Genomic DNA, 19813 nt, shown 5'->3' with positions numbered 1-19813 from the left:
CGTCTCACGCAATGAGATGCAAGTTCGTGGCGTACATTCCACCCGCTGGACGGTCCGCCCATCCGGCGACCCGAGGACGGACCATCGTCCGACGGCCCCCCGTAACCCGTGGGAGCGGCCGTGGCAGAAGACTGAGGAGATGAGCAACATGGCCGGCACGCTGGCAGAGAAGGTCTGGGACGCGCACCTGGTGCGACGCGGCACCGACGGGTCGCCCGACCTCCTCTACATCGATCTCCACCTCGTGCACGAGGTCACCAGCCCGCAGGCGTTCGAGGGCCTGCGCCTCGCCGGTCGCCCCGTCCGTCGCCCGGACCTCACGATCGCGACCGAGGACCACAACACGCCGACGCTCGACATCGACCTGCCGATCGCCGACCTCACGAGCCGCACGCAGATCGACACGCTGCGCAACAACGCGCGCGAGTTCGGCGTGCGCATCCACTCGCTCGGTGACGCCGACCAGGGGATCGTCCACCAGGTCGGCCCGCAGCTCGGCCTGACCATGCCCGGCCTGACGGTCGTGTGCGGCGACTCGCACACCTCGACCCACGGTGCGTTCGGTGCGCTCGCGTTCGGGATCGGCACCTCCGAGGTCGAGCACGTGCTCGCGACGCAGACCCTGCCGCTCGCGCCGTTCAAGACCATGGCGATCAACGTCGACGGTGCGCTGCCCCCCGGTGCGACGAGCAAGGACATCATCCTCGCGATCATCGCCAAGATCGGCACCGGTGGCGGCCAGGGCTACGTCCTGGAGTACCGCGGCGAGGCGATCCGCACGCTCTCGATGGAGGCGCGGATGACCGTCTGCAACATGTCGATCGAGGCCGGCGCCCGCGCGGGGATGATCGCCCCCGACGACACGACGTTCGAGTACCTCAAGGGCCGCCCGCACGCGCCCGAGGGTGCCGACTGGGACGCCGCCGTCGAGTACTGGCGCACGCTGCGCTCCGACGACGACGCCGTCTTCGACACCGAGGTCACCCTCCACGCGTCGGACCTCGAGCCGTTCGTCACGTGGGGCACCAACCCGGGTCAGGGCCTGCCGATCTCGGCGACCGTGCCCGTCCCCGCGGAGATCGCCGACGAGAGCGAGCGCGTTGCCGCGGAGCGCGCGATCGAGTACATGGGCCTCACCCCGGGCCAGCCGCTGCGCGAGGTCCCGGTGGACACGGTCTTCATGGGCTCGTGCACCAACGGGCGCATCGAGGACCTGCGGTCGATCGCGAAGGTCGTCCAGGGCAAGCAGAAGGCCGACAGCGTGCGTGTGCTCGTCGTGCCCGCGTCCGCCCGGGTGCGCCTGCAGGCCGAGGCCGAGGGCCTCGACGTGATCTTCAAGGAGTTCGGCGCCGAGTGGCGCAACGCCGGGTGCTCCATGTGCCTGGGGATGAACCCCGACCAGCTCGCACCCGGAGAGCGCGCGGCCTCGACGTCGAACCGCAACTTCGAGGGGCGCCAGGGCAAGGGCGGCCGCACCCACCTCGTCTCGCCGCTCGTCGCGGCCGCGACCGCGATCCGCGGCACCCTCTCGTCCGTCTCGGACCTCGACCTGCCCGACGACGTCGACCTCACCTCGTTCGACGGCACGCCGCTCGCACCGCTCGACCCGGGCGTCCTCGTCCAGGTCTGACGCCCCGGCGCTACCCGGCGCCCGCGACCGTGCCACCTGGTGCCACCTGGTGCCACTCAGTCCTTCCCTTCACGAAGAGGTCCCATCATGGAGAAGTTCACGACCCACACCGGCGTCGGCGTCCCGCTGCGTCGCAGCAACGTCGACACCGACCAGATCATCCCCGCCGTCTACCTCAAGCGCGTCACCCGCACAGGCTTCGAGGACGCGCTGTTCGCGGCGTGGCGCAGCGACCCGGCGTTCGTCCTCAACCAGGACGCCTACACGTCCGGCTCCGTGCTGGTCGCCGGCCCCGACTTCGGCACCGGCTCGTCCCGTGAGCACGCCGTGTGGGCGCTCAAGGACTATGGCTTCCGCGTCGTCCTCGCGTCCCGGTTCGCCGACATCTTCCGCGGAAACTCCGGCAAGCAGGGCCTCGTCGCGGGGATCGTCGCGCAGGAGGACATCGAGCTCCTGTGGAAGATCCTCGAGAACGATCCCGGCACCGAGGTGACCGTCGACCTGGCCGCGCGGACCGCGTCGGCCCAGGACGTCACCGTGTCGTTCCAGATCGACGACTACACGCGCTGGCGGCTCATGGAGGGCCTCGACGACATCGGCCTGACCCTTCAGCACGCGGACGAGATCACCGCGTTCGAGGCGACGCGTGCGTCGTGGCGACCGCTGACGCTCCCGGCCAAGACGCTGCCGAAGGTCGAGATCGAGGCTGCTCGGCCCGCCCGCTGACCCATCGCCTCAGGGGCGGGGCGGGCCTGCCTGGATCGCGTCGAGCAGCGACGTCGGGGTCGCGGTCTCGGGGTTCCAGCGGGACTCGACCCACCAGGTCGCGCCCGCGGCCCGGAGGGCCGCGAGCTGGTCGGCGGCCGCGGCGCGGTCCGTGGGCAGCACGCCCTGGACGACGACGTCGTACGGCCCGTCCGCGACGTCCAGCTCGGCGCGGCGGGCAGTGAGCCACGCCACGAGCGACGCGACGTCGTCGGGCGTCGGCACGTCGAACCCGCGCTCGCCGCGGAGCTGGAGCACGATCCCGTCGTGGCGCAGCGTACGGTCGAGGGACCTCGTCGGGGGGCGCTCGGCGTCCCAGACGCCCACCGGCCAGACCGGGACGCGCCGGCCGACGCCCTCGCGATCGACCGGTCGCGGCAGGAACTGCATCTGTGCGGTCGACAGCCGCCTACCGGAGAAGTCGAACGGCTCGCCGGCCCAGGCACGATCGAGGAAGTCGAGCGCGTCGTCGAGCTGCTGAGCGCGGTCGCGCAGCGCCTGCGGCTGGTCGGGGACCGCGGAGAACCCGCCGTCGTCCAGCACGCCCACGCCTACCGGCAGGACGAGGCGGCCGCCGGACAGGTGGTCGACCGTCAGGGCCTGGCGGACCACCTCCCAGGGCTTGCGCCGGGGGAGGGCGAACACCATCGCGCCCAGCGCGATGCGTTCGGTGCGTACCGCCGCCGCCGCGAGGATCGACCACGGGTCGAACGTGTCGACGGCCATGATGCTCATGCCGTCCCACGAGAAGAACCCTTCCCAGCCCGCGTCCTCGGCCGTTACCGCCATGTCGACGACCTGCGGCGCCGACCCGAAGCTCCCGACGAACCCGACCCTGATGCCCGCCGTCGTGTCGGCCCGGCCCGCCCGGCCGGCCCCTGTCTCGGTCTCCGTCGTCGTGTCCATGGCGATCACGCTAGGCGTCGCCACCCACATCCGGGGCGGCGACGGCGGTGACGTCGACCCGCACGATCCGCCGCCGCGCGACGTCGGTCACCGTGAGGCGGTGGTCGCCGACGTCGACGTGGTCGCCGACGCCCGCGAGCCTGCCGAGGTCCGCGATGACGAACCCCGCCACGGTCTCGTACGGGCCGTCGGGGAGGGAGACGCCCGTGCGGCGCGCGAACTCCTCGATGGTCTGACCGGCGTCGACGCTGGTCGCGCCGGCGTGCTCGCGCGCCGCGGACGGCTCGTGCGGGTCGTACTCGTCGCGGATGTCGCCGACCAGCTCCTCCACGAGGTCCTCGAGCGTGACGATCCCGTCGGTGCCGCCGTACTCGTCGACCACGACGGCGATGTGCACGCCCTCGCGCCGCATGCGGGACATCGTGGGCAGCACCGTGTTCGTCGCGGGCAGCTCGAGGACGGGCCGGACGACGTCGCGCACCGTGCGGGGCCGGACCTCCTGCGGTCCTGCGGTCCCGACCGCTCCCTCGGCCCACGGTTCGGGGCCGAGCAGGTCCCGCACGTGGAGGAACCCGATGATGTCGTCGAAGTCCTCGCCCGTCACGGGGTAGCGCGAGTACGGACCGGAGGCCACCTCACGCGCGGCGTCGGCGAGGCTCGACGCCGCGGGGAGGAACGCGACGTCCGCGCGCGGCGTCATGGCTTCGGCGAGCGAGCGGGAGCCCGCCTCGAAGACGTCGCCGAGGATCTGCCGCTCGTCCTCGGGCAGGTCCTCGTGGTCGAGGACGAGCTGGCGCAGCTCGTCCTCGCTCATCTCCTCGCTCCGTGCGGACGGGTCGCCCCCGACGAGGCGGACCACGGCGTCCGTCGACCTCGACAGCAGCCAGATCACGGGACGCATGAGCGTCGCGAAGCGGTCGAGCGGCGGGGCGACGGCGAGGGCGACGGGGGCCGATCGCTGCAGCGCGATGCGCTTGGGCACGAGCTCGCCCAGGACGAGCGACAGGTACGCCACGACGAGCGTGAGCAGCACGAGCGCGACCGTCGAGGCGAGCGACTCCGAGAGGCCGAGGCCCTCGAGCACCGGCGCGAGGTCGGGGGCGAGGGTCGACGCGCCGTACGCGGCCGAGAAGAAGCCCGCGACCGTCACGCCGATCTGGACGGCGGCGAGGAAGCGGTTCGGGTCGCGCGCCACGCTCGCGACGCGCGCACCGCGGGGGGACTGCTTCGCGAGCTGCGCGACCTGGCTCTCGCGCAACGAGACGAGGGCGATCTCGGTCCCGGCGAAGACGCCGCCGACGAGGACGAAGAGCAGGACGAGGGCGATGTTGGTCCAGGTGCCGGAATCCATCGGACCATCCAACCAGGCGTGAGCGCCGCTCGCGGGTCGGCCGCGTGCGCCGCAGGCTCAGGCGTGCGTGCGCCCCCCGCGCACGTGCTGGACCAGGTGCACCACCGCCACGACCACGCCCCCGACCACGATGCCGACGACCGCCGACCCCGCGGTGTCGACGAGCCACGTGAGGAACCCGCCCACCCCGGAGACACCGTCGACGAGGCCTTCGAGGTGGTGCAGCACGTCGTAGGGACCGTGCCAGCCGAGGTCGTACGCGCCCTGCAGCAGGATGTGGCCACCGACCCAGAGCATCGCGATGACGCCGACGAACGAGATGACAGCCATGACGCGCGGCATCGCCCTGACGATCCCGCGGCCGAAGGACTGCACCCACGAGGTCTCCCGGCCGGCGAGGTGCAGGCCGACGTCGTCGGCCTTCACGATGATCGCGACGACGCCGTACACGAGCGCGGTGATGAGCACGGCGACGATCGCGAGGATGATCGCGCGCGCCCAGAAGCCTTCGCCCGCGACCTCGTTCAGCGCGATGACCATGATCTCCGCGCTCAGGATGAAGTCGGTGCGCACGGCGCTCGACACGACCTGGTCCTCGTCGACGGCCTTCTTCGCGGCAGCGTCGTCGACCGCGGCGTGGTGCGTGCCCGACACCATCTCCCACACCTTCTCGGCGCCCTCGAACGCGAGGTACGTGCCACCGAGCATGAGCAGGGGCGTCAGGAGCCACGGCAGGTACTCGCTGAGCAGCAGCGCGGCCGGGAGGATGAACAGGAGCTTGTTGCGCAACGAGCCGGTCGCGATGCGCCGGATGATGGGCAGCTCGCGCTTGGCGGCCAGGCCCTCCACGTACCGGGGCGTGACGGCCGTGTCGTCGATGACGACGCCGGTCGCCTTGACGCTCGCGCGACCCGCGGCGGCGCCCACGTCGTCGACGGACGCCGCGGCGAGCTTGGCGAACGCGGCGATGTCGTCGAGGAGGGCAGCGAGGCCGATTGCCATGGTGTGCTCCGTCGTGTCGTCGGCTGCCTGTGTCGCCGCCCACGGGCATGCAGGTCGGGTTCGACGCGGCTGCAGCGCATCGTAGCGACTCGGGGGTACGTGACGGGGGAGCGTCCGGTGCCGGGCGGGGTGTGGCGGACGTCGCCCGCGCGCAGGGTTCGCGAGCGCTCTCGCGCCAGTAGGCTGGGAACCATGGCATCCCACTACGACGTCGTCGTCCTCGGTGCAGGCCCCGGTGGTTACGTGGCCGCGATCCGTGCAGCCCAGCTGGGCCTGTCGGTCGCGGTCGTGGAGGAGAAGTACTGGGGCGGGGTGTGCCTGAACGTGGGCTGCATCCCCTCCAAGGCGCTCCTGCGCAACGCCGAGCTCGCGCACATCTTCACCCACGACGCGAAGACCTTCGGCATGTCCGGTGACGTGAGCTTCGACTTCGGCGCGGCGTTCGACCGCTCGCGCACGGTCGCGGACGGTCGCGTCAAGGGCGTGCACTTCCTCATGAAGAAGAACAAGATCACCGAGTACGACGGGCGCGGCACGTTCCGCGACGCGCACACGATCGACGTCTCGCTGTCCGACGGCTCGACGGACCAGGTCACGTTCGACGACGTGATCATCGCGACGGGCTCGACCGTGCGGCTCCTCCCGGGCGTCGAGCTGTCCGAGAACGTCGTGACGTACGAGAAGCAGATCCTCACGCGCGAGCTGCCGAAGTCGATCGCCATCGTCGGCGCCGGTGCCATCGGCATGGAGTTCGGGTACGTCCTGAAGAACTACGGCGTGGACGTCACCATCATCGAGTTCCTCGACCGCGCGCTGCCCAACGAGGACGCCGACGTGTCCAAGGAGATCGCCAAGCAGTACAAGAAGCTCGGCGTGAAGCTCCTGACCTCGACGGCGGTCCAGACCGTCGAGGACAACGGGTCGTCCGTCACCGTCTCCTACAAGGGCGTCAAGGACGACGAGCCGGGCCAGCTCGAGGTCGACAAGGTCCTCATGGCCGTCGGGTTCGCGCCGAACGTCGAGGGCTTCGGCCTCGAGAACACCGGCGTGGAGCTCACCGAGCGCGGCGCCATCGCGATCGACGACGTCATGCGCACCAACGTCGAGCACGTCTACGCGATCGGTGACGTCACCGCGAAGCTCATGCTCGCGCACGTCGCCGAGGCGCAGGGCGTCGTCGCGGCCGAGACCATCGGCGGCGCCGAGACCCTCACGCTCGGCGACTACCGCATGATGCCGCGCGCGACGTTCTGCCAGCCGCAGGTCGCGAGCTTCGGCCTCACCGAGCAGCAGGCGCGCGACGAGGGCTACCAGGTCAAGGTCGCGAACTTCCCGTTCATGGCCAACGGCAAGGCCCACGGGCTCGGCGACCCGACCGGGTTCGTCAAGCTCATCTCGGACGAGACCTACGGCGAGCTCCTCGGCGGCCACCTCATCGGTCCTGACGCGTCCGAGCTGCTGCCCGAGCTCACGCTCGCGCAGAAGTGGGACCTCACGGTCTTCGACGTCGCGCGCAACGTGCACACGCACCCGACGCTGTCCGAGGCGGTCCAGGAGTCCGTCCACGGCCTCGCGGGGCACATGATCAACTTCTAGCAACCGGGACGAATCGGTCACCGGTCGACCCTCTGGTCAGAGGCCCGGATCCGCGGAGTTCCGTGGATCCGGGCCTCTTTCTGTCTGGAGGTCCGTGCACACCTGAGGACGGGCGTGCCCCTGCGTGCCACTCGAAGTGGCACGGAGCGGGCACGAGAACAGGAGGGTCGAGATGGCAAAGAAGTGAGAAACTCGGCAGCACCGCGAGGCATGGGGACGGCTGCGCCAGCTGCCGTCGAAGCGGTGGCAGGCGCGGTACAGGGGCCCCGACGGAGAGGCGTACTCGGCGCGCACGGCCGACGATCGGCCGCTGAGGTTCCTCACGAAGACCGACGCGCGGGCGTTCCTCAACCAGACGCATGCCGCGTCAGGACCTTGTACTCGTGGAACCTCAGGTTCCGGTCGCGTCAGGAGATGCTCCACTGGCCCGTCGTGGCGGTGTAGCGCAGTCGGGCGATCGGGAAGCGTGTCCAGACGCCCTGACCGTCCCACGGCAGACGTGTCTCGATGATCGTCACGTGCCGGTCGGCGATCTCGGCCTCGACCCGAACGTGGTCCCACAGGTGCTCTGGAACCTGCTCCCGGCACCACCGTCCGATGCGCAACAGGTCGGCCTCGGGCATCGTCATGCTCGTCCTCCTGGACGACAGCGCCGCCACCCGCGCAAGTACGCGCCGCCTCGCGACATGATGTGGACGACGGACCACATGGGGAGGAGCGATGGCGCCATCCGACAGTGACCGACCGGCACCGGAGCGCTCGCGGCGCCTGCGGCTACCGCCCTGGGCGGCGGTGGCGGCGCTCGGCATCGTCGCGCTCACCGTCGTCGCCGCCGTCGTGGCACCCGACGTGCCCGGGACGCAACGGGCGTGCCCGGCGATCGGCTACTCCAGCGTGCTCGAGGTGACGCTCGACGGGGACACGTCCGAGGTGGCCGTCCTCCAGGTGCGCGACGGCGACCACTGGCAGCCGCTGTACCCGCCGGACGCGGAGGTGCCCGCCATCCCGACGTCACACGATGGCGACACCTGGACTTTCACCCTCTTCTACCCACCGAACCTGATCGCGCTCCGCGCCCTGGACGACGACGGGGACGTGCTCGAGCAGACGGAGTTCGACGTCGGCTGGGTGCGCGTCGGCGGGACGGCCGAGTGCGGAGGGCCGACGGAGGCCGAGGTCACCTGGGTGCGGTGACTGCCGCGGCCGCCCGGTCGGTGGTCCCCTCCGTCGGGGACCGTGTCAGGAGGGCGGAGTTCCTTCTGGGCTCCGGGTTCGCGAACGCTGACCGAGACGGAGCTGTGAGGGCATCGCGGCGCGGCTACGAGAGCGGTGCGTCACGTGCTCGAGCGAGTGGCTCACCGTGGCCGGCTCGTCGGGGGTGAGGACGTCGGTGAGGCGGTCGTTCAGCTCGGCGAGCGCCGTGCCTCCGGCGACGACGAAGGCGGATCGCGCAGGGTCATGCGGCAGGCCGGGTGAGCGCGACGTACGCCAACGCCGCGGCGACGGGTGAGGTCCGGTGCTCGGTCCGCCGGTTGAACGGCGGTGCGGCGACGTTCATGAGCACGTCGAGGGCGTTGCCCTCGAAGCCGCGGAGCGCGTGGGCGTCGACCGGGCGCCCGTCGGAGTGCTGGTAGCCGAGCGAGTCCAGGGTCTCGGCGATCTGCCGACGGGGAAGGTCTTTGCCGGCGCTGACGGCGGCGTAGGCGAGCACGAGCATGTTGGCGTCGCGGGCGCAACGCCCAGTGGTCTCGACGGCCTCGGTGGACACCCCCGGATGTCGAGGTGCCCGCGCAGGATCGTCAACGGAATGCCTCGATGTTGCGGCGGGCCCAGGTGGCGAACGACGTGGCGGGGCGTCCGAGCACGGACTCGATGTCGGGGCTGACGCGGCGTTCGTCGGGCGTCGGCCGGCCGAGGATGGCGAGCGTGCCGTCGGCGACCCGTTCGGGCATCACGTGCAACAGCTGATCCCTGGCCTGGGCGTGTTCGAGCTCGACGAAGGCCAGCTCCTCGCCGAGCGCGTCCGCGAGGATCTCCGTCCGGCCTCGCGGGCTGGTCGTCTCGGGCCCGGTGAGCGTATAGCTCCGGCCCGTGTGGACGTCGTCGGTGAGCGCCGCCGCTGCGACGTCGGCGATGTCGAGGGGGTCCACGGCTGGGAGCGCGACGTCGGCGTAGGGCGCGAAGACGGTGCGCAGCTCGCGGATCGATGGCGTCCAGGCGAACGCGTTGGTGGTGAATCCTCCAGGGCGCAGGATCGTCCAGGCCATGCCGGACGACCGGACCTGCTGCTCGAGGGCGGCGAGCGGTGCGTGCGAGACCGCGTCCGGCCGAGAGCCGGCGGCCTGGGAGGACTGGAGGACGACGCGCTCGACGCCGGCCTCGGCCGCGCGCCGCAGCACGGCGGGGCCATCGACGTGCGCGCCCGCTCCGGAGACCAGGACGTAGAGCGCTGTGGCTCCCTTCAGCGCGGACGTCAGGCTGGGCGGGTCGGCGAGATCCGCGGTGATCGAGGTGACGCCTGGGAGCGTGGGTGGCGGCGACGAGATCCCGCGGGAGACGGCGGTGACGGCGTGGCCGGAACGTGCGAGTGACTCGACGAGCGGCCGGCCGACATTGCCGGTAGCACCTGTGACGACGATCATGATTTGCTCCTCGGTGAGATGCTTCCGATGCGGGAGATGCACCGGATCGCTGCCGTGCGGCGGCGACACGAGGAATCTAGGAGCCGACTCCGAGCAGGTTCCCCCTGGAAAGTACTGGAGCGAGATGGACAGCACCGACGCGATCACCGTCGTCGACGCCCCGGTCGTGTGCCGGATCAGCCCGACGGTGGACCTGCTCTTCAGTCGCTGGACGACCCCGATCCTGTGGACGCTCCACCGGTCGGGGCGGCTGCGCTTCGGCGAGCTCGAACGGCGACTCGGCACCATCACGCCGAAGGTCCTCACCGAGCGGCTTCGCCAGCTCGAGCGCGACGGCCTGGTGCGACGGCAGTACTTCCCCGAGGTGCCGCCCCGCGTCGAGTACGAGATCACCGATCTCGGAGAGAGCCTGTCGCCCGTCTTCGCCGCCCTCGCCGATTGGACCGACGACCACCTGCCCGCCGTCGAGCAGGCCCGCAGCGCGTACAACGGCCCGCTGCCGCGGTAACCCGGCTGTCACGCACCGTCGAGGCCCGCCCCCCGACCACACACCGTGCGTCGACGACTTTCGGGCCGAGACCCTTTCGCCACGGCGTCTAGTGTGGTCTTGTGCCTGACTCGGAGCCCGACCTCGTGACCACGCCGCGCATCGACGGCGGTGCCACGGCGACGGACGCCCTGACCGTCGTGGAGATGTGGACCGACGGCGCGTGCAAGGGCAACCCCGGCGTCGGCGGGTGGGGCGTGCTCATGCGCTCGCAGGGCCGCGAGCGGGAGCTCTTCGGCGGGGACCCCATGACGACCAACAACAAGATGGAGCTGACCGCCGTCATCGAAGGGCTGCGTGCGCTCACCCGGCCGTGCGACGTCACGCTCCACGTCGACTCGTCGTACGTCATGAACGGCATGACGTCCTGGATCGTCGGCTGGAAGCGCAACGGCTGGCGCACCAGCGACAAGAAGCCGGTCAAGAACGTCGAGCTCTGGCAGGCGCTCGACGCCGAGGTGGCGCGGCACGAGGTGCGCTGGGTCTGGGTCAAGGGGCACGCCGGTGATCCGGGCAACGAGCGCGCGGACGAGCTCGCCAACCGTGGTGTCGACCAGGTGCGCGACCGCGCGTCCTCTTCCTGAACCGCGCGACGACGCGCTGCACCGCTCGCGCTCGGGTGACCCCGGCGTCGGGCAGGGGGGAAGATGGGCGAGGACGACCCGACCCGAGAAGGAGAACCATGGCTCTGCCGACGACGCCGACGCGCGAGTTCATCACCGGCCTGCCGAAGGCCGAGCTGCACCTGCACCTGGAGGGGACGCTCGAGCCGGACCTCAAGCTGCGCCTCGCGGACCGCAACGGGATCGACATCGGCCAGTCGACCGTCGAGGACGTCCGCGCCACGTACGCGTTCGACTCGCTCGCGAGCTTCCTCGCGGTCTACTACCCGGCGATGGAGGTGCTGCAGACGGCGGACGACTTCTACGAGCTCGCCGACGCCTACCTCGCGCGTGCCGCCGCCGACGGCGTGAAGCACGTCGAGATGTTCTTCGACCCCCAGGCGCACACGTCGCGCGGTGTGCCGTTCGAGACCGTCGTGACCGGCTACCACCGGGCGGCTGCCGAGGCGCCGGAACGGCACGGCGTCGACGCGCACCTGATCCTGTGCTTCCTGCGCGACATGTCGGCCGAGAGCGCCGCGGAGACGCTCGAGGCGTCGGTGCCGTTCCGGGACCGGATCCTCGGCGTCGGGCTGGACTCGGACGAGCGTGGCAACCCGCCGGAGAAGTTCGCCACCGTGTTCGCGCGGGCGCGCGACCTCGGCTACCGCCTGACGATGCACTGCGACATCGACCAGGCCGGCAGCATCGACAACATCCGCACGGTGCTGGAGCAGGTCGTGGTGGACCGGGTGGACCACGGCACGAACGTCGTGGAGGACCCGGCGCTCGTGGAGGTCCTGCTCGAGCGCGGGCTCGGGCTCACGTGCTGCCCGATCTCGAACTCGTTCGTCTCCGACGACATGAAGGCGACGGAGATCGTCGGGCTGCTGCGCTCGGGGGTGCGCGTGACCGTCAACTCCGACGATCCCGCGTACTTCGGCGGGTATGTCGCGGACAACTACCTCGCGCTCGCCGAGGCCGCCGGCCTGACGTGCGAGGAGGTCGTGCGGCTGGCACGGAACTCGTTCGCCGCCTCGTGGCTGGGCGTCGCGCAGCGCGACGCGTACCTCGCGGAGGTCGACCGGTACGTCGCGTCCTACGGCCTGGACGCCGGCTGAGGGGGCCGTGAGCTCCTGCCGGGGCGTACCGCCGGGTAACGTGGAGCCCGCCGGGACGAGGTTCTCGTATGACGGAAGCACCGTCTCACGATGCGGGTCCGGCGCGAGGCGGGATCGTCGTGCCCGCCCGAACAGGTGAATAATCTCCGGGTGCCGTGTACGGGCACCAGGGAGCAGGGCGGTCTGCGCCGCTCCACCTGGACCACCAACTGCTGTCGAGAGGGCGATCCGAGCTCATGAACGATGTGCTGTACGTGAACGGCGGGACCCCGCTGGACGGGACCATCACCGTCCGCGGCGCGAAGAACTTCGTGTCCAAGGCGATGGTGGCGTCGTTGCTGGGCGAGTCGCCGAGCGTCCTGCGCAACGTGCCGCAGATCCGCGACGTGGGAGTAGTCACCGGGCTGCTGGAGCTGCACGGCGTGTCCGTGAAGTCCGACCCCGACGCCGGCATCCTCGACCTCGACCCGTCGAACGTGGAGTCGGCGCACGTCGCGGACATCGACGCGCACGCCGGGTCGAGCCGCATCCCGATCCTGTTCTGCGGCCCGCTGCTGCACCGCCTCGGCGAGGCGTTCATCCCCGACCTCGGCGGCTGCCGGATCGGCGACCGGCCGATCAACTACCACCTGGACATCCTGCGCCAGTTCGGCGCGGTCGTGGACAAGCGCGAGAACGGCATCCACATCCGCGCACCGCGACGGCTGCAGGGCACCAAGATCGAGCTGCCCTACCCGTCGGTGGGCGCGACCGAGCAGCTGCTCCTGACCGCCGTCCGCGCCGAGGGCATCACCGAGCTCGCGAACGCGGCGATCGAGCCCGAGATCATGGACCTCATCGCGGTGCTGCAGAAGATGGGCGCGATCATCTCGGTCGACACCGACCGGGTCATCCGCATCGAGGGCGTCGACCGCCTCGACGGCTACAACCACACGGCGCTCGGCGACCGCATCGAGGCCGCGTCGTGGGCGTCCGCCGCCCTCGCCACGGGTGGCGACATCATGGTCAAGGGCGCGACGCAGCCTGAGATGATGACGTTCCTCAACACGTTCCGCAAGGTCGGCGGCCGCTTCGACGTCCAGGACGACGGCATCCGGTTCTGGCACCCCGGCGGCGACCTGACCTCGATCGTGCTCGAGACCGACGTGCACCCCGGCTTCATGACCGACTGGCAGCAGCCGCTCGTCGTCGCGCTCACGCAGGCCACCGGCCTGTCGATCGTCCACGAGACGGTCTACGAGAACCGGTTCGGGTTCACCGAGGCTCTGCGCGGCATGGGCGCGCACATCCAGGTCTACAAGGAGTGCCTGGGCGGACGGGCGTGCCGGTTCGGGCAGCGCAACTTCCGCCACTCGGCCGTCATCTCGGGCCCGACGCCGCTCGCCGCGGCCGACATCGAGGTCCCCGACCTGCGGGGCGGGTTCTCCCACCTCATCGCCGCGCTCGCCGCGAACGGCACCTCCACGGTGCGGGGCATCAGTCTCATCGACCGCGGGTACGAGAACTTCCAGGACAAGCTCGTCGCCCTCGGCGCCGACGTCAGCCGCGACTGAGCGGCTGCTCGCACCCGCCGCGTCCCGACGGCGGCCCGGAGGTCGTGACGCCTGTCACGGCCTGCGGGCCGCCGTCCGTGACAGGCTGGTGCCCGTGCGCAGCAGACCCCGGACCTTCCTCGAGGTGTGGTCCCGTCGGACCGCGCCCGAACGGTTCGACACCTACACGCGCTGGTCGCTGTATCTCATCTCCGGGTCCGAGCCGCTGCTCGCTCTCGCGCTCGTCGGGGTCGACCCGACGTTCTCGCGCGACACCCTCGGCGTCTGGCTCGTCCTCGTCCTCGCGCACACGGCCGTGTGCCTCGCGTCGCTGCGTGCCGGGATCTCGCACTTCCTCGGCGGTCAGGTCCCGCGTCGGACACTCCTGGCCGCGCTCGCGATCCTCTCGCTCGCCGTCGGGGTCCTCGGGTTCTGGACGTTCCCGGTCGGGTCGCCCGAGGACGTCGTCGCCAGCTCGCGCTACTACGCCCTGCTCCTGGGGCTCGGGTTCGGCACGCTGGCGGCGGTCCCGCTCCTGTCGTTCCGCCGGCTCGCGCTCCTCGGGCTCGTGCTCTCCGCGGGCACGGGATGCTCCGTGTGGGTCGGGACCGGTCCCATCACCGCGACGAGCGCCGGGATGGCGGTCGGGCTCGGGCTCTCGACCGCACTCATGCTCGTCGCGATCTTCGGCTCCTACCGCGTGTCGGTGTGGATGCTCGGCGTCGTGTGGGAGCAGGAGCGCCATCGCGTCGTGCACGCGCGTCTCGCCGTCGCCGAGGAGCGGCTGCGCTTCTCGCGCGACCTCCACGACGTGTTCGGGCGCACGCTGTCCGTGGTCGCCGTCAAGAGCGAGCTCGCCGCGGAGCTGGCTTCCCGCGGGCGGCCGGGCGCGGAGGAGCAGATGCTCGAGGTGCGGCGTATCGCGCAGGACGCGCTGCGCGAGGTGCGTGCCGTCGTGGCCGGCTACCGCGCGACCGACCTCCCGGCCGAGCTCGCGGGCGCGCGCAGCGTGCTGCGCTCCGCCGGGATCGACACCACGGTGCACGGCGAGGGGACGCCGGTGGGGGCACAGGCGCAGGAGGCGCTGGCCTGGGCCGTGCGGGAGGCCGTGACGAACGTCGTGCGGCACTCGGACGCGCGGTCCTGCACGATCACGCTGCACCGCGACGACGCGTCGAGCGTCGTCGAGGTCGTGAACGACGGCGTCCCGGTGGGCGCGGTCGCGGGGCGGGGCTCTGGACTGGTCGGCCTCGCTGAACGGCTCGACGGTGCGGGCGGCAGGATCGAGACCTGGAGCGACGGCGACCGGTTCGGTCTCGTCGCCCGCGTCCCGGACCGTCGTGCCCCCGTGGTGGGCACGTCCGGCCCGGGGCGAGCGGACGACCTGGCCCTTCCCGTCCCAGGCCCGACGACGAAGGACCGCCCGTGATCCGCATCCTGCTGGCCGACGACGAGACCCTGATCCGTGACGCGGTCGCGTCCCTGCTCGCGCTCGAGGACGACCTCGACGTCGTCGGGGTCGCCGCGTCCGGTCCGGAGGCCGTCGCCGCTGCGACGAGGTACGAGCCCGACATCGCCGTGCTCGACCTGCAGATGCCGGGGCTCGACGGTGTCGAGGTCGCGCGCCGCCTCGGAGTCGAGCTGCCGGCGTGCGGGGTGGTCGTCGTCACGAGCCACGGCCGGCCGGGCTATCTCAAGCGCGCGCTGGAGGCGGGAGCGCGGGGGTTCCTGCCGAAGACCGTCTCCGCGCGCGTCCTCGCGGACGTCGTACGGACGGTGCACGACGGCGGCCGGTACGTCGACCCCGAGCTCGCCGCGGAGGCCGTCGCCGCCGGTGAGAGTCCGCTGACCGAGCGCGAGGCCGACGTCCTGGAGCTCGCCGCCGGTGGCGCACCGGTCGAGGAGATCGCCCACCGTGCCCATCTCGCGCCGGGTACGGTGCGCAACTACCTCTCGTCGGCGGCGGCGAAGCTGGGTGCCGCGAACCGGCACGAGGCGGTGCACGTCGCACGTCGGCACGGCTGGATCTGAGGCCGCCGTCGCCCGCCGGGGGATCCCGACGGTGCGGCTCCTACCGGTAGGCTCGGTGCTCGTGTCGACCCCGCCCCAGACCCCGCGCGCGTACCGCGCCCTGGCCTCCGTCCTGCGACCGCTCCTCTTCGCGATCACCCGACGTGACTGGCGCGGGACCGAGAACCTCCCGGCCTCCGGCTTCATCGCCGCGGCGAACCACGTCACCCAGGTCGACCCGATCACGCTCGCGCACTACCTGTACGACCAGGGGCGTGCGCCGAAGATCACGGCGAAGTCGTCGCTCTGGGACGTGCCGGTCCTGGGCAAGATCCTGACCGGCACGGGCATGATCCCCGTGCACCGGGGGACCAAGGGTGCTGCCCAGTCGCTCGTGGACTCGACCGCCCAGCTCGACGCGGGCGAGTGCGTCGTCTTCTTCCCCGAGGGCACGCTCACGCGTGACCCGGGCCTGTGGCCCATGGTCGGCAAGACCGGCGTCGCGCGGCTCGCGCTGACCAGCCGTGCGCCCGTCGTGCCGATCGCGCAGTGGGGCGCCCAGGACCTGCTCGCGCCGTACGGCAAGGTGTTCAAGCCGATCCCGCGCAAGCACGTCGCGGTGCACGCCGGCACCCCCGTCGACCTGTCCGACCTGTACGACCGCCCGCAGGACACGGCGACGCTGCGCGAGGCGACGGCACGCATCATGGCCGCCATCACCGCCCAGCTCGCGGAGATCCGCGGCGAGGAGCCCCCGGTGGAACCGTTCGACCTGCGCAAGAAGCCGGAGCGCGACGCGTGAGCGCGGCACCGACCGTCGCTGCCGTCCTCGGGTCCGGCAGCTGGGGGACGACGTTCGCGTCCGTCCTCGCCGACGCCGGGTGCGAGGTGCGGCTCTGGGGTCGGGACGCCGACGTCGCGGACCAGGTCAACACCGAGCGGCGCAACGACAAGCGCCTCCCGGGCATCGAGCTGCCCGCCGGTATCCGCGCCACCACCGACCCACGTGCCGCCCTGGACCGCGCGGATCTCGTGGTCGTGGCCGTCCCGTCCCAGGTCGCGCGCGCGACGCTGACCGAGCTACGTCCGCTCGTCGGGCCGGACGCCGTCGTCGTCTCGCTCATGAAGGGCGTCGAGCTGGGCACGGACCGCCGGATGAGCGAGGTCGTCGTCGAGGCGCTGGGGATCGCACCCGAGCGCGTGGCCGTCGTGTCCGGGCCCAACCTCGCGCGCGAGATCGCGCACCGCCAGCCGACCGCGACGGTCGTCTCGTGCATCGACGAGGACGTCGCGCGTCGCGTCGCCGCGGCGTGCTCGTCGTCCTACTTCCGGCCGTACACCAACACCGACGTCGTGGGCGTCGAGCTGTGCGGCGCGGTGAAGAACGTCATCGCGCTCGCGGTGGGGATCGCCCAGGGGCGGGGTTTCGGCTACAACACGACCGCGACGGTGATCACGCGCGGTCTCGTGGAGATCACGAGGCTCGGACGAGCGCTGGGCGCGGACGCCGAGACGTTCTCCGGCCTCGCGGGCATGGGGGACCTCGTCGCGACGTGCTCCTCGCCGCTGTCGCGCAACCACACGCTCGGCAAGCACATCGGTCAGGGGATGAGCCTCGACGAGGCCGTCGCGGCGACGGGCGGGACGGCGGAGGGCGTGAAGTCCTGCCGTTCCGTGCTCGAGCTCGCACGCTCGACCGGGGTCGACGTGCCGATCACGGCCGGCGTGGTCGCCGTCCTGCACGAGGGCATGCCGGTCGACGAGATGGCGCGGGGGCTGCTGTCCCGGCCGCAGAAGGCGGAAGGGCTCTCGGCGGAGGGCTGAGATCAGCCGTCGTCGCGGACGTCCACCACGACCCGCGTGGGGTCCTCGAGCAGGAAGGCGCGGAAGGGTCGGGGTCCGTCGTCGACACCGATGAACGCCTGGGTGTAGCCCTCGAACACACCGCGCAGCCTGACCTCCTCGATCACGCCGGAGTCCGTGGCCTCGACCGGGTCGGGGCCCGAGTACTCGTCGACCCCGGTGTCCGTCGGGTACCCGCTGCCGGAGATGCTGACCTGCACGAACGTGTCGCCGTCGATGTCGACGGGACTGCCGCTGCCGTCGTCGGCGGGGGAGCCGACGTACTCGACACGCCACCCGGGGGTGCCCTCGCCGTCGAGCTCGAACACCACGCGGTCGTAGCCGTCGTGATGGCCGGTGCGGACGTCCGTGACCGTGAGCATGGCCCCGGAGGACGGGTCCTCGGTGTCCGGGTCGGTGTTCGCGGGGAACGGGACGGGCGCCTCGGCGTCGTCGTCCCCGGTCTCGCCCGAGGTCTCGTCACCGTCGGTCGACCCGTCGTCGTCGGTGCCCTCGTCCGTGGGCGAGGACTCGTCGGTCGCGGTGTCGTCGTCCGACGGTTCGGGCGTGACCTCGCTGGTCACCGTGACCGTCTCGGTGTCGTCGGGTCCATCCCCACCGCACGCGCCCAGCGTGAGCACGAGGCCGACCGCACCGAGCAGCGCGGGCAGGGCCCGGCGCCGTGGCGAGCGCGAGCCCCGGGAAGGCCGCCGCACTGCTGACCTCTCCCACACCAGTCGCATCGTGTCCATCCGTCGATCGTACCCAGGTAGGCCCGTGAACGTCGTCTGGCGCAAGCCTCGATCAGGTCACGAAAAGGCCGCTGAAGAGTCACGCCGTCCCGCGTGCCGGCGAGGAGCGACGAGGCCTCGACGGATCCCTCGGTGGGACCCCGACCTATCGGCCGGCTGAGCGCAACGCCTGGTCCAGGTCGCTCCACAGGTCCTCGACGTCCTCGACGCCGACAGACAGCCGCAGGAGGTCCTCGGGTACGGTGACCGACTCCGTGGGGAAGCGACGGCGGCGCTCGAGACTGGACTCGACGCCGCCGAGGCTCGTGGCCGGGACCCACAGCCGCACGGCGGCGACGACGGCGTCCGCGGCCTCGCGGCCGCCGAAGGGGCGCAGGCCGATGACCGACCCGAAGCCCGACATGGTCCGCGCCGCGACCTCGTGGCCGGGATCGTCGGGCAGGCTCGGGTGACGGACGTCGACGACGGCCGGGTGCACGGCGAGACGTCTCGCCAGCTCGGCGGCGTTCGCCTGCGAGCGCTCGACGCGCAGCGCGAGCGTGCGCAGCCCCCGCAGCGCGAGCCAGATCTCGAACGGGCCCGGGATCGCGCCGTGCAGCGTTCGGTAGGCGCGCACGCGCTGCGCGAGCTCGTCCGACGCCGCGACCACGGCGCCCAGGACCACGTCCGAGTGGCCTGCGAGGTACTTCGTCACGGAGTGCACGACGAGGTCGGCCCCGTGCTCGAGCGGTCGCTGGACGAGCGGGGTCGCGAACGTGTTGTCGACCGCGGTCAGCACCCCGCGCCGTCGGGCCTCCGCGAGCAGCACGGGCAGGTCCGCGACCTCGAGCATGGGGTTCGTGGGCGACTCGACCAGCAGGAGCGACGCGCCGTCGAGCGCCGCGACGACCTGGTCCGTGTCCGCCACGTCGACGCGTCTGATGTCGACGCCCGCGCGCTGCGCGAGGTCGTCGGCGAAGCCGAGGGTCACCTGGTAGGCGTGGCGCGGGACGACGACGACCCCACCCGCGGGCACGAACGAGAAGATGGCGGCGATCCCCGCCATGCCCGACGCGAAGGCCACGGCGGGCACCGGTGAACCCTCGAGCGTGGCCAACGCTTCCTCGAACGGATGCCAGGTCTCGGTGTCCATCCGGGCGTACAGGAACTCTCCGGGTCCTTGTACGCCCTGGGAGACGTAGGTCGACGACAGCACGATCGGCGGGTTCACGGGCGCGCCCTGCGACCGCTCGGGCCGCCCGGCCGCGACGACGACCGTCGCGGGCGACAGCGAGCCGGGCACGTCGTCACCACGCCGACAGAGAACCTCACGCGAAGTCATCCCAGCAGGCTACGCGGAACCCCGCCGCCGCCGAACATGTGCCTACGTCTCGTCAGACTGGTCCGACAGTTGAGTCCCTGATAGTGGTGTAGCGCGGTCGTCGGGTTCGTCGGCGTCGTCGTTCGACGCGACGTAGAGCGGCCACCGCGTGATCCTTCGAGTGAACCTTCCACAGCACCCTCGAACGGAGCATC

Annotated in this window: 21 protein-coding genes; 13 read left to right on the top strand and 8 right to left on the bottom strand. The window is 71.6% G+C overall.

What is annotated here, in order from left to right:
• The first annotated feature begins 148 nt into the window (after nt 1-148).
• Both leuC and leuD read left to right on the top strand, forming a co-directional pair.
• Complete coding sequence (gene leuC, locus IF651_RS15215; RefSeq protein ID WP_191830054.1) at nt 149-1630, top strand: 3-isopropylmalate dehydratase large subunit; 1482 nt, start codon at nt 149-151, stop codon at nt 1628-1630.
• 87 nt (nt 1631-1717) lie between these two features.
• On the top strand, nt 1718-2356 hold the full coding sequence (leuD, locus tag IF651_RS15210) for a 3-isopropylmalate dehydratase small subunit (protein WP_191829985.1): 639 nt from the start codon (nt 1718-1720) through the stop codon (nt 2354-2356).
• Nucleotides 2357-2365: 9 nt separating this feature from the next.
• On the opposite strand, the gene IF651_RS15205 is transcribed toward leuD, so the two are convergent.
• From IF651_RS15205 to IF651_RS15195, 3 genes are read right to left on the bottom strand one after another with little or no spacing between them, the layout of a single operon-like run.
• The gene (locus IF651_RS15205; protein WP_194720281.1) at nt 2366-3301 is read right to left on the bottom strand and encodes an LLM class flavin-dependent oxidoreductase; all 936 of its coding nucleotides are present in this window, start codon (nt 3299-3301) and stop codon (nt 2366-2368) included.
• A gap of 10 nt (nt 3302-3311) precedes the next feature.
• Complete coding sequence (locus IF651_RS15200; protein WP_191829984.1) at nt 3312-4652, bottom strand: hemolysin family protein; 1341 nt, start codon at nt 4650-4652, stop codon at nt 3312-3314.
• Nucleotides 4653-4709: 57 nt separating this feature from the next.
• Nucleotides 4710-5654, bottom strand: a complete 945-nt coding sequence (locus IF651_RS15195) for a DUF808 domain-containing protein (protein ID WP_191829983.1) — start codon at nt 5652-5654, stop codon at nt 4710-4712.
• 192 nt (nt 5655-5846) lie between these two features.
• On the opposite strand from IF651_RS15195, the gene lpdA reads away from it, so the two are divergent.
• The gene (lpdA, locus tag IF651_RS15190; RefSeq protein ID WP_191829982.1) at nt 5847-7250 is read left to right on the top strand and encodes a dihydrolipoyl dehydrogenase; all 1404 of its coding nucleotides are present in this window, start codon (nt 5847-5849) and stop codon (nt 7248-7250) included.
• A 220-nt stretch (nt 7251-7470) separates the two neighbouring features.
• Nucleotides 7471-7761 (top strand): hypothetical protein, encoded by a 291-nt coding sequence (locus IF651_RS18390; RefSeq protein WP_479682364.1) that lies wholly within the window; start codon nt 7471-7473, stop codon nt 7759-7761.
• Here IF651_RS18390 and IF651_RS15185 read toward each other — a convergent pair.
• Nucleotides 7658-7879, bottom strand: a complete 222-nt coding sequence (locus IF651_RS15185) for a DUF3024 domain-containing protein (RefSeq protein WP_241744518.1) — start codon at nt 7877-7879, stop codon at nt 7658-7660. The genes IF651_RS18390 and IF651_RS15185 overlap by 104 nt on opposite strands.
• A gap of 91 nt (nt 7880-7970) precedes the next feature.
• On the opposite strand from IF651_RS15185, the gene IF651_RS15180 reads away from it, so the two are divergent.
• Nucleotides 7971-8444 carry a hypothetical protein gene (locus IF651_RS15180; protein WP_191829981.1) on the top strand — a complete coding sequence of 158 codons (474 nt, stop codon included), beginning with the start codon at nt 7971-7973 and terminating at the stop codon, nt 8442-8444.
• Between the two features lie 262 nt (nt 8445-8706).
• Here IF651_RS15180 and IF651_RS15175 read toward each other — a convergent pair whose 3' ends face one another.
• Both IF651_RS15175 and IF651_RS15170 read right to left on the bottom strand, forming a co-directional pair.
• A complete protein-coding gene (locus IF651_RS15175; RefSeq protein ID WP_191829980.1) occupies nt 8707-9018 on the bottom strand; it encodes a hypothetical protein in 312 nt (103 codons plus the stop codon).
• Between the two features lie 31 nt (nt 9019-9049).
• The gene (locus tag IF651_RS15170) at nt 9050-9892 is read right to left on the bottom strand and encodes an NAD(P)H-binding protein (protein WP_191829979.1); all 843 of its coding nucleotides are present in this window, start codon (nt 9890-9892) and stop codon (nt 9050-9052) included.
• 124 nt (nt 9893-10016) lie between these two features.
• Between IF651_RS15170 and IF651_RS15165 the strand changes: the two genes are divergently transcribed.
• From IF651_RS15165 to IF651_RS15130, 8 genes are all read left to right on the top strand, one after another.
• Complete coding sequence (locus tag IF651_RS15165; protein ID WP_191829978.1) at nt 10017-10400, top strand: winged helix-turn-helix transcriptional regulator; 384 nt, start codon at nt 10017-10019, stop codon at nt 10398-10400.
• A gap of 185 nt (nt 10401-10585) precedes the next feature.
• Nucleotides 10586-11023, top strand: coding sequence for a ribonuclease HI (rnhA, locus tag IF651_RS15160; protein ID WP_191830052.1), 438 nt, complete (start codon nt 10586-10588; stop codon nt 11021-11023).
• Between the two features lie 98 nt (nt 11024-11121).
• Nucleotides 11122-12162, top strand: coding sequence for an adenosine deaminase (locus tag IF651_RS15155; RefSeq protein WP_191829977.1), 1041 nt, complete (start codon nt 11122-11124; stop codon nt 12160-12162).
• 236 nt (nt 12163-12398) lie between these two features.
• Entirely contained in the window at nt 12399-13715 is a 1317-nt protein-coding gene (gene murA / locus IF651_RS15150) for a UDP-N-acetylglucosamine 1-carboxyvinyltransferase (protein WP_191829976.1), read from the top strand.
• Nucleotides 13716-13809: 94 nt separating this feature from the next.
• Nucleotides 13810-15123 (top strand): histidine kinase, encoded by a 1314-nt coding sequence (locus tag IF651_RS18305; protein WP_191829975.1) that lies wholly within the window; start codon nt 13810-13812, stop codon nt 15121-15123.
• A complete protein-coding gene (locus tag IF651_RS15140) occupies nt 15120-15725 on the top strand; it encodes a response regulator (protein ID WP_191829974.1) in 606 nt (201 codons plus the stop codon). The genes IF651_RS18305 and IF651_RS15140 overlap by 4 nt, the downstream gene beginning before the upstream one ends.
• A 61-nt stretch (nt 15726-15786) precedes the next feature.
• Nucleotides 15787-16506: a 1-acyl-sn-glycerol-3-phosphate acyltransferase gene (locus tag IF651_RS15135; RefSeq protein WP_191829973.1), complete on the top strand. Its 720-nt coding sequence runs from the start codon at nt 15787-15789 to the stop codon at nt 16504-16506.
• The gene (locus IF651_RS15130; RefSeq protein ID WP_191829972.1) at nt 16503-17528 is read left to right on the top strand and encodes an NAD(P)H-dependent glycerol-3-phosphate dehydrogenase; all 1026 of its coding nucleotides are present in this window, start codon (nt 16503-16505) and stop codon (nt 17526-17528) included. Before IF651_RS15135 ends, IF651_RS15130 begins: the two co-directional genes overlap by 4 nt.
• Nucleotides 17529-17530: 2 nt before the next feature.
• Here the strand turns inward: IF651_RS15130 and IF651_RS15125 are convergent, their stop codons facing one another.
• Nucleotides 17531-18298, bottom strand: a complete 768-nt coding sequence (locus IF651_RS15125) for an AMIN-like domain-containing (lipo)protein (protein ID WP_191829971.1) — start codon at nt 18296-18298, stop codon at nt 17531-17533.
• A 145-nt stretch (nt 18299-18443) separates the two neighbouring features.
• Entirely contained in the window at nt 18444-19619 is a 1176-nt protein-coding gene (locus tag IF651_RS15120) for a trans-sulfuration enzyme family protein (RefSeq protein WP_191829970.1), read from the bottom strand.
• Nucleotides 19620-19813: the final 194 nt, after the last annotated feature.

It is taken from the genome of Cellulosimicrobium arenosum (genome assembly GCF_014837295.1).
Taxonomy (GTDB): domain Bacteria; phylum Actinomycetota; class Actinomycetes; order Actinomycetales; family Cellulomonadaceae; genus Cellulosimicrobium; species Cellulosimicrobium arenosum.
Note: the sequence above shows the minus strand (reverse complement) of the source record. Positions and strands in the feature narration are given on the sequence as shown.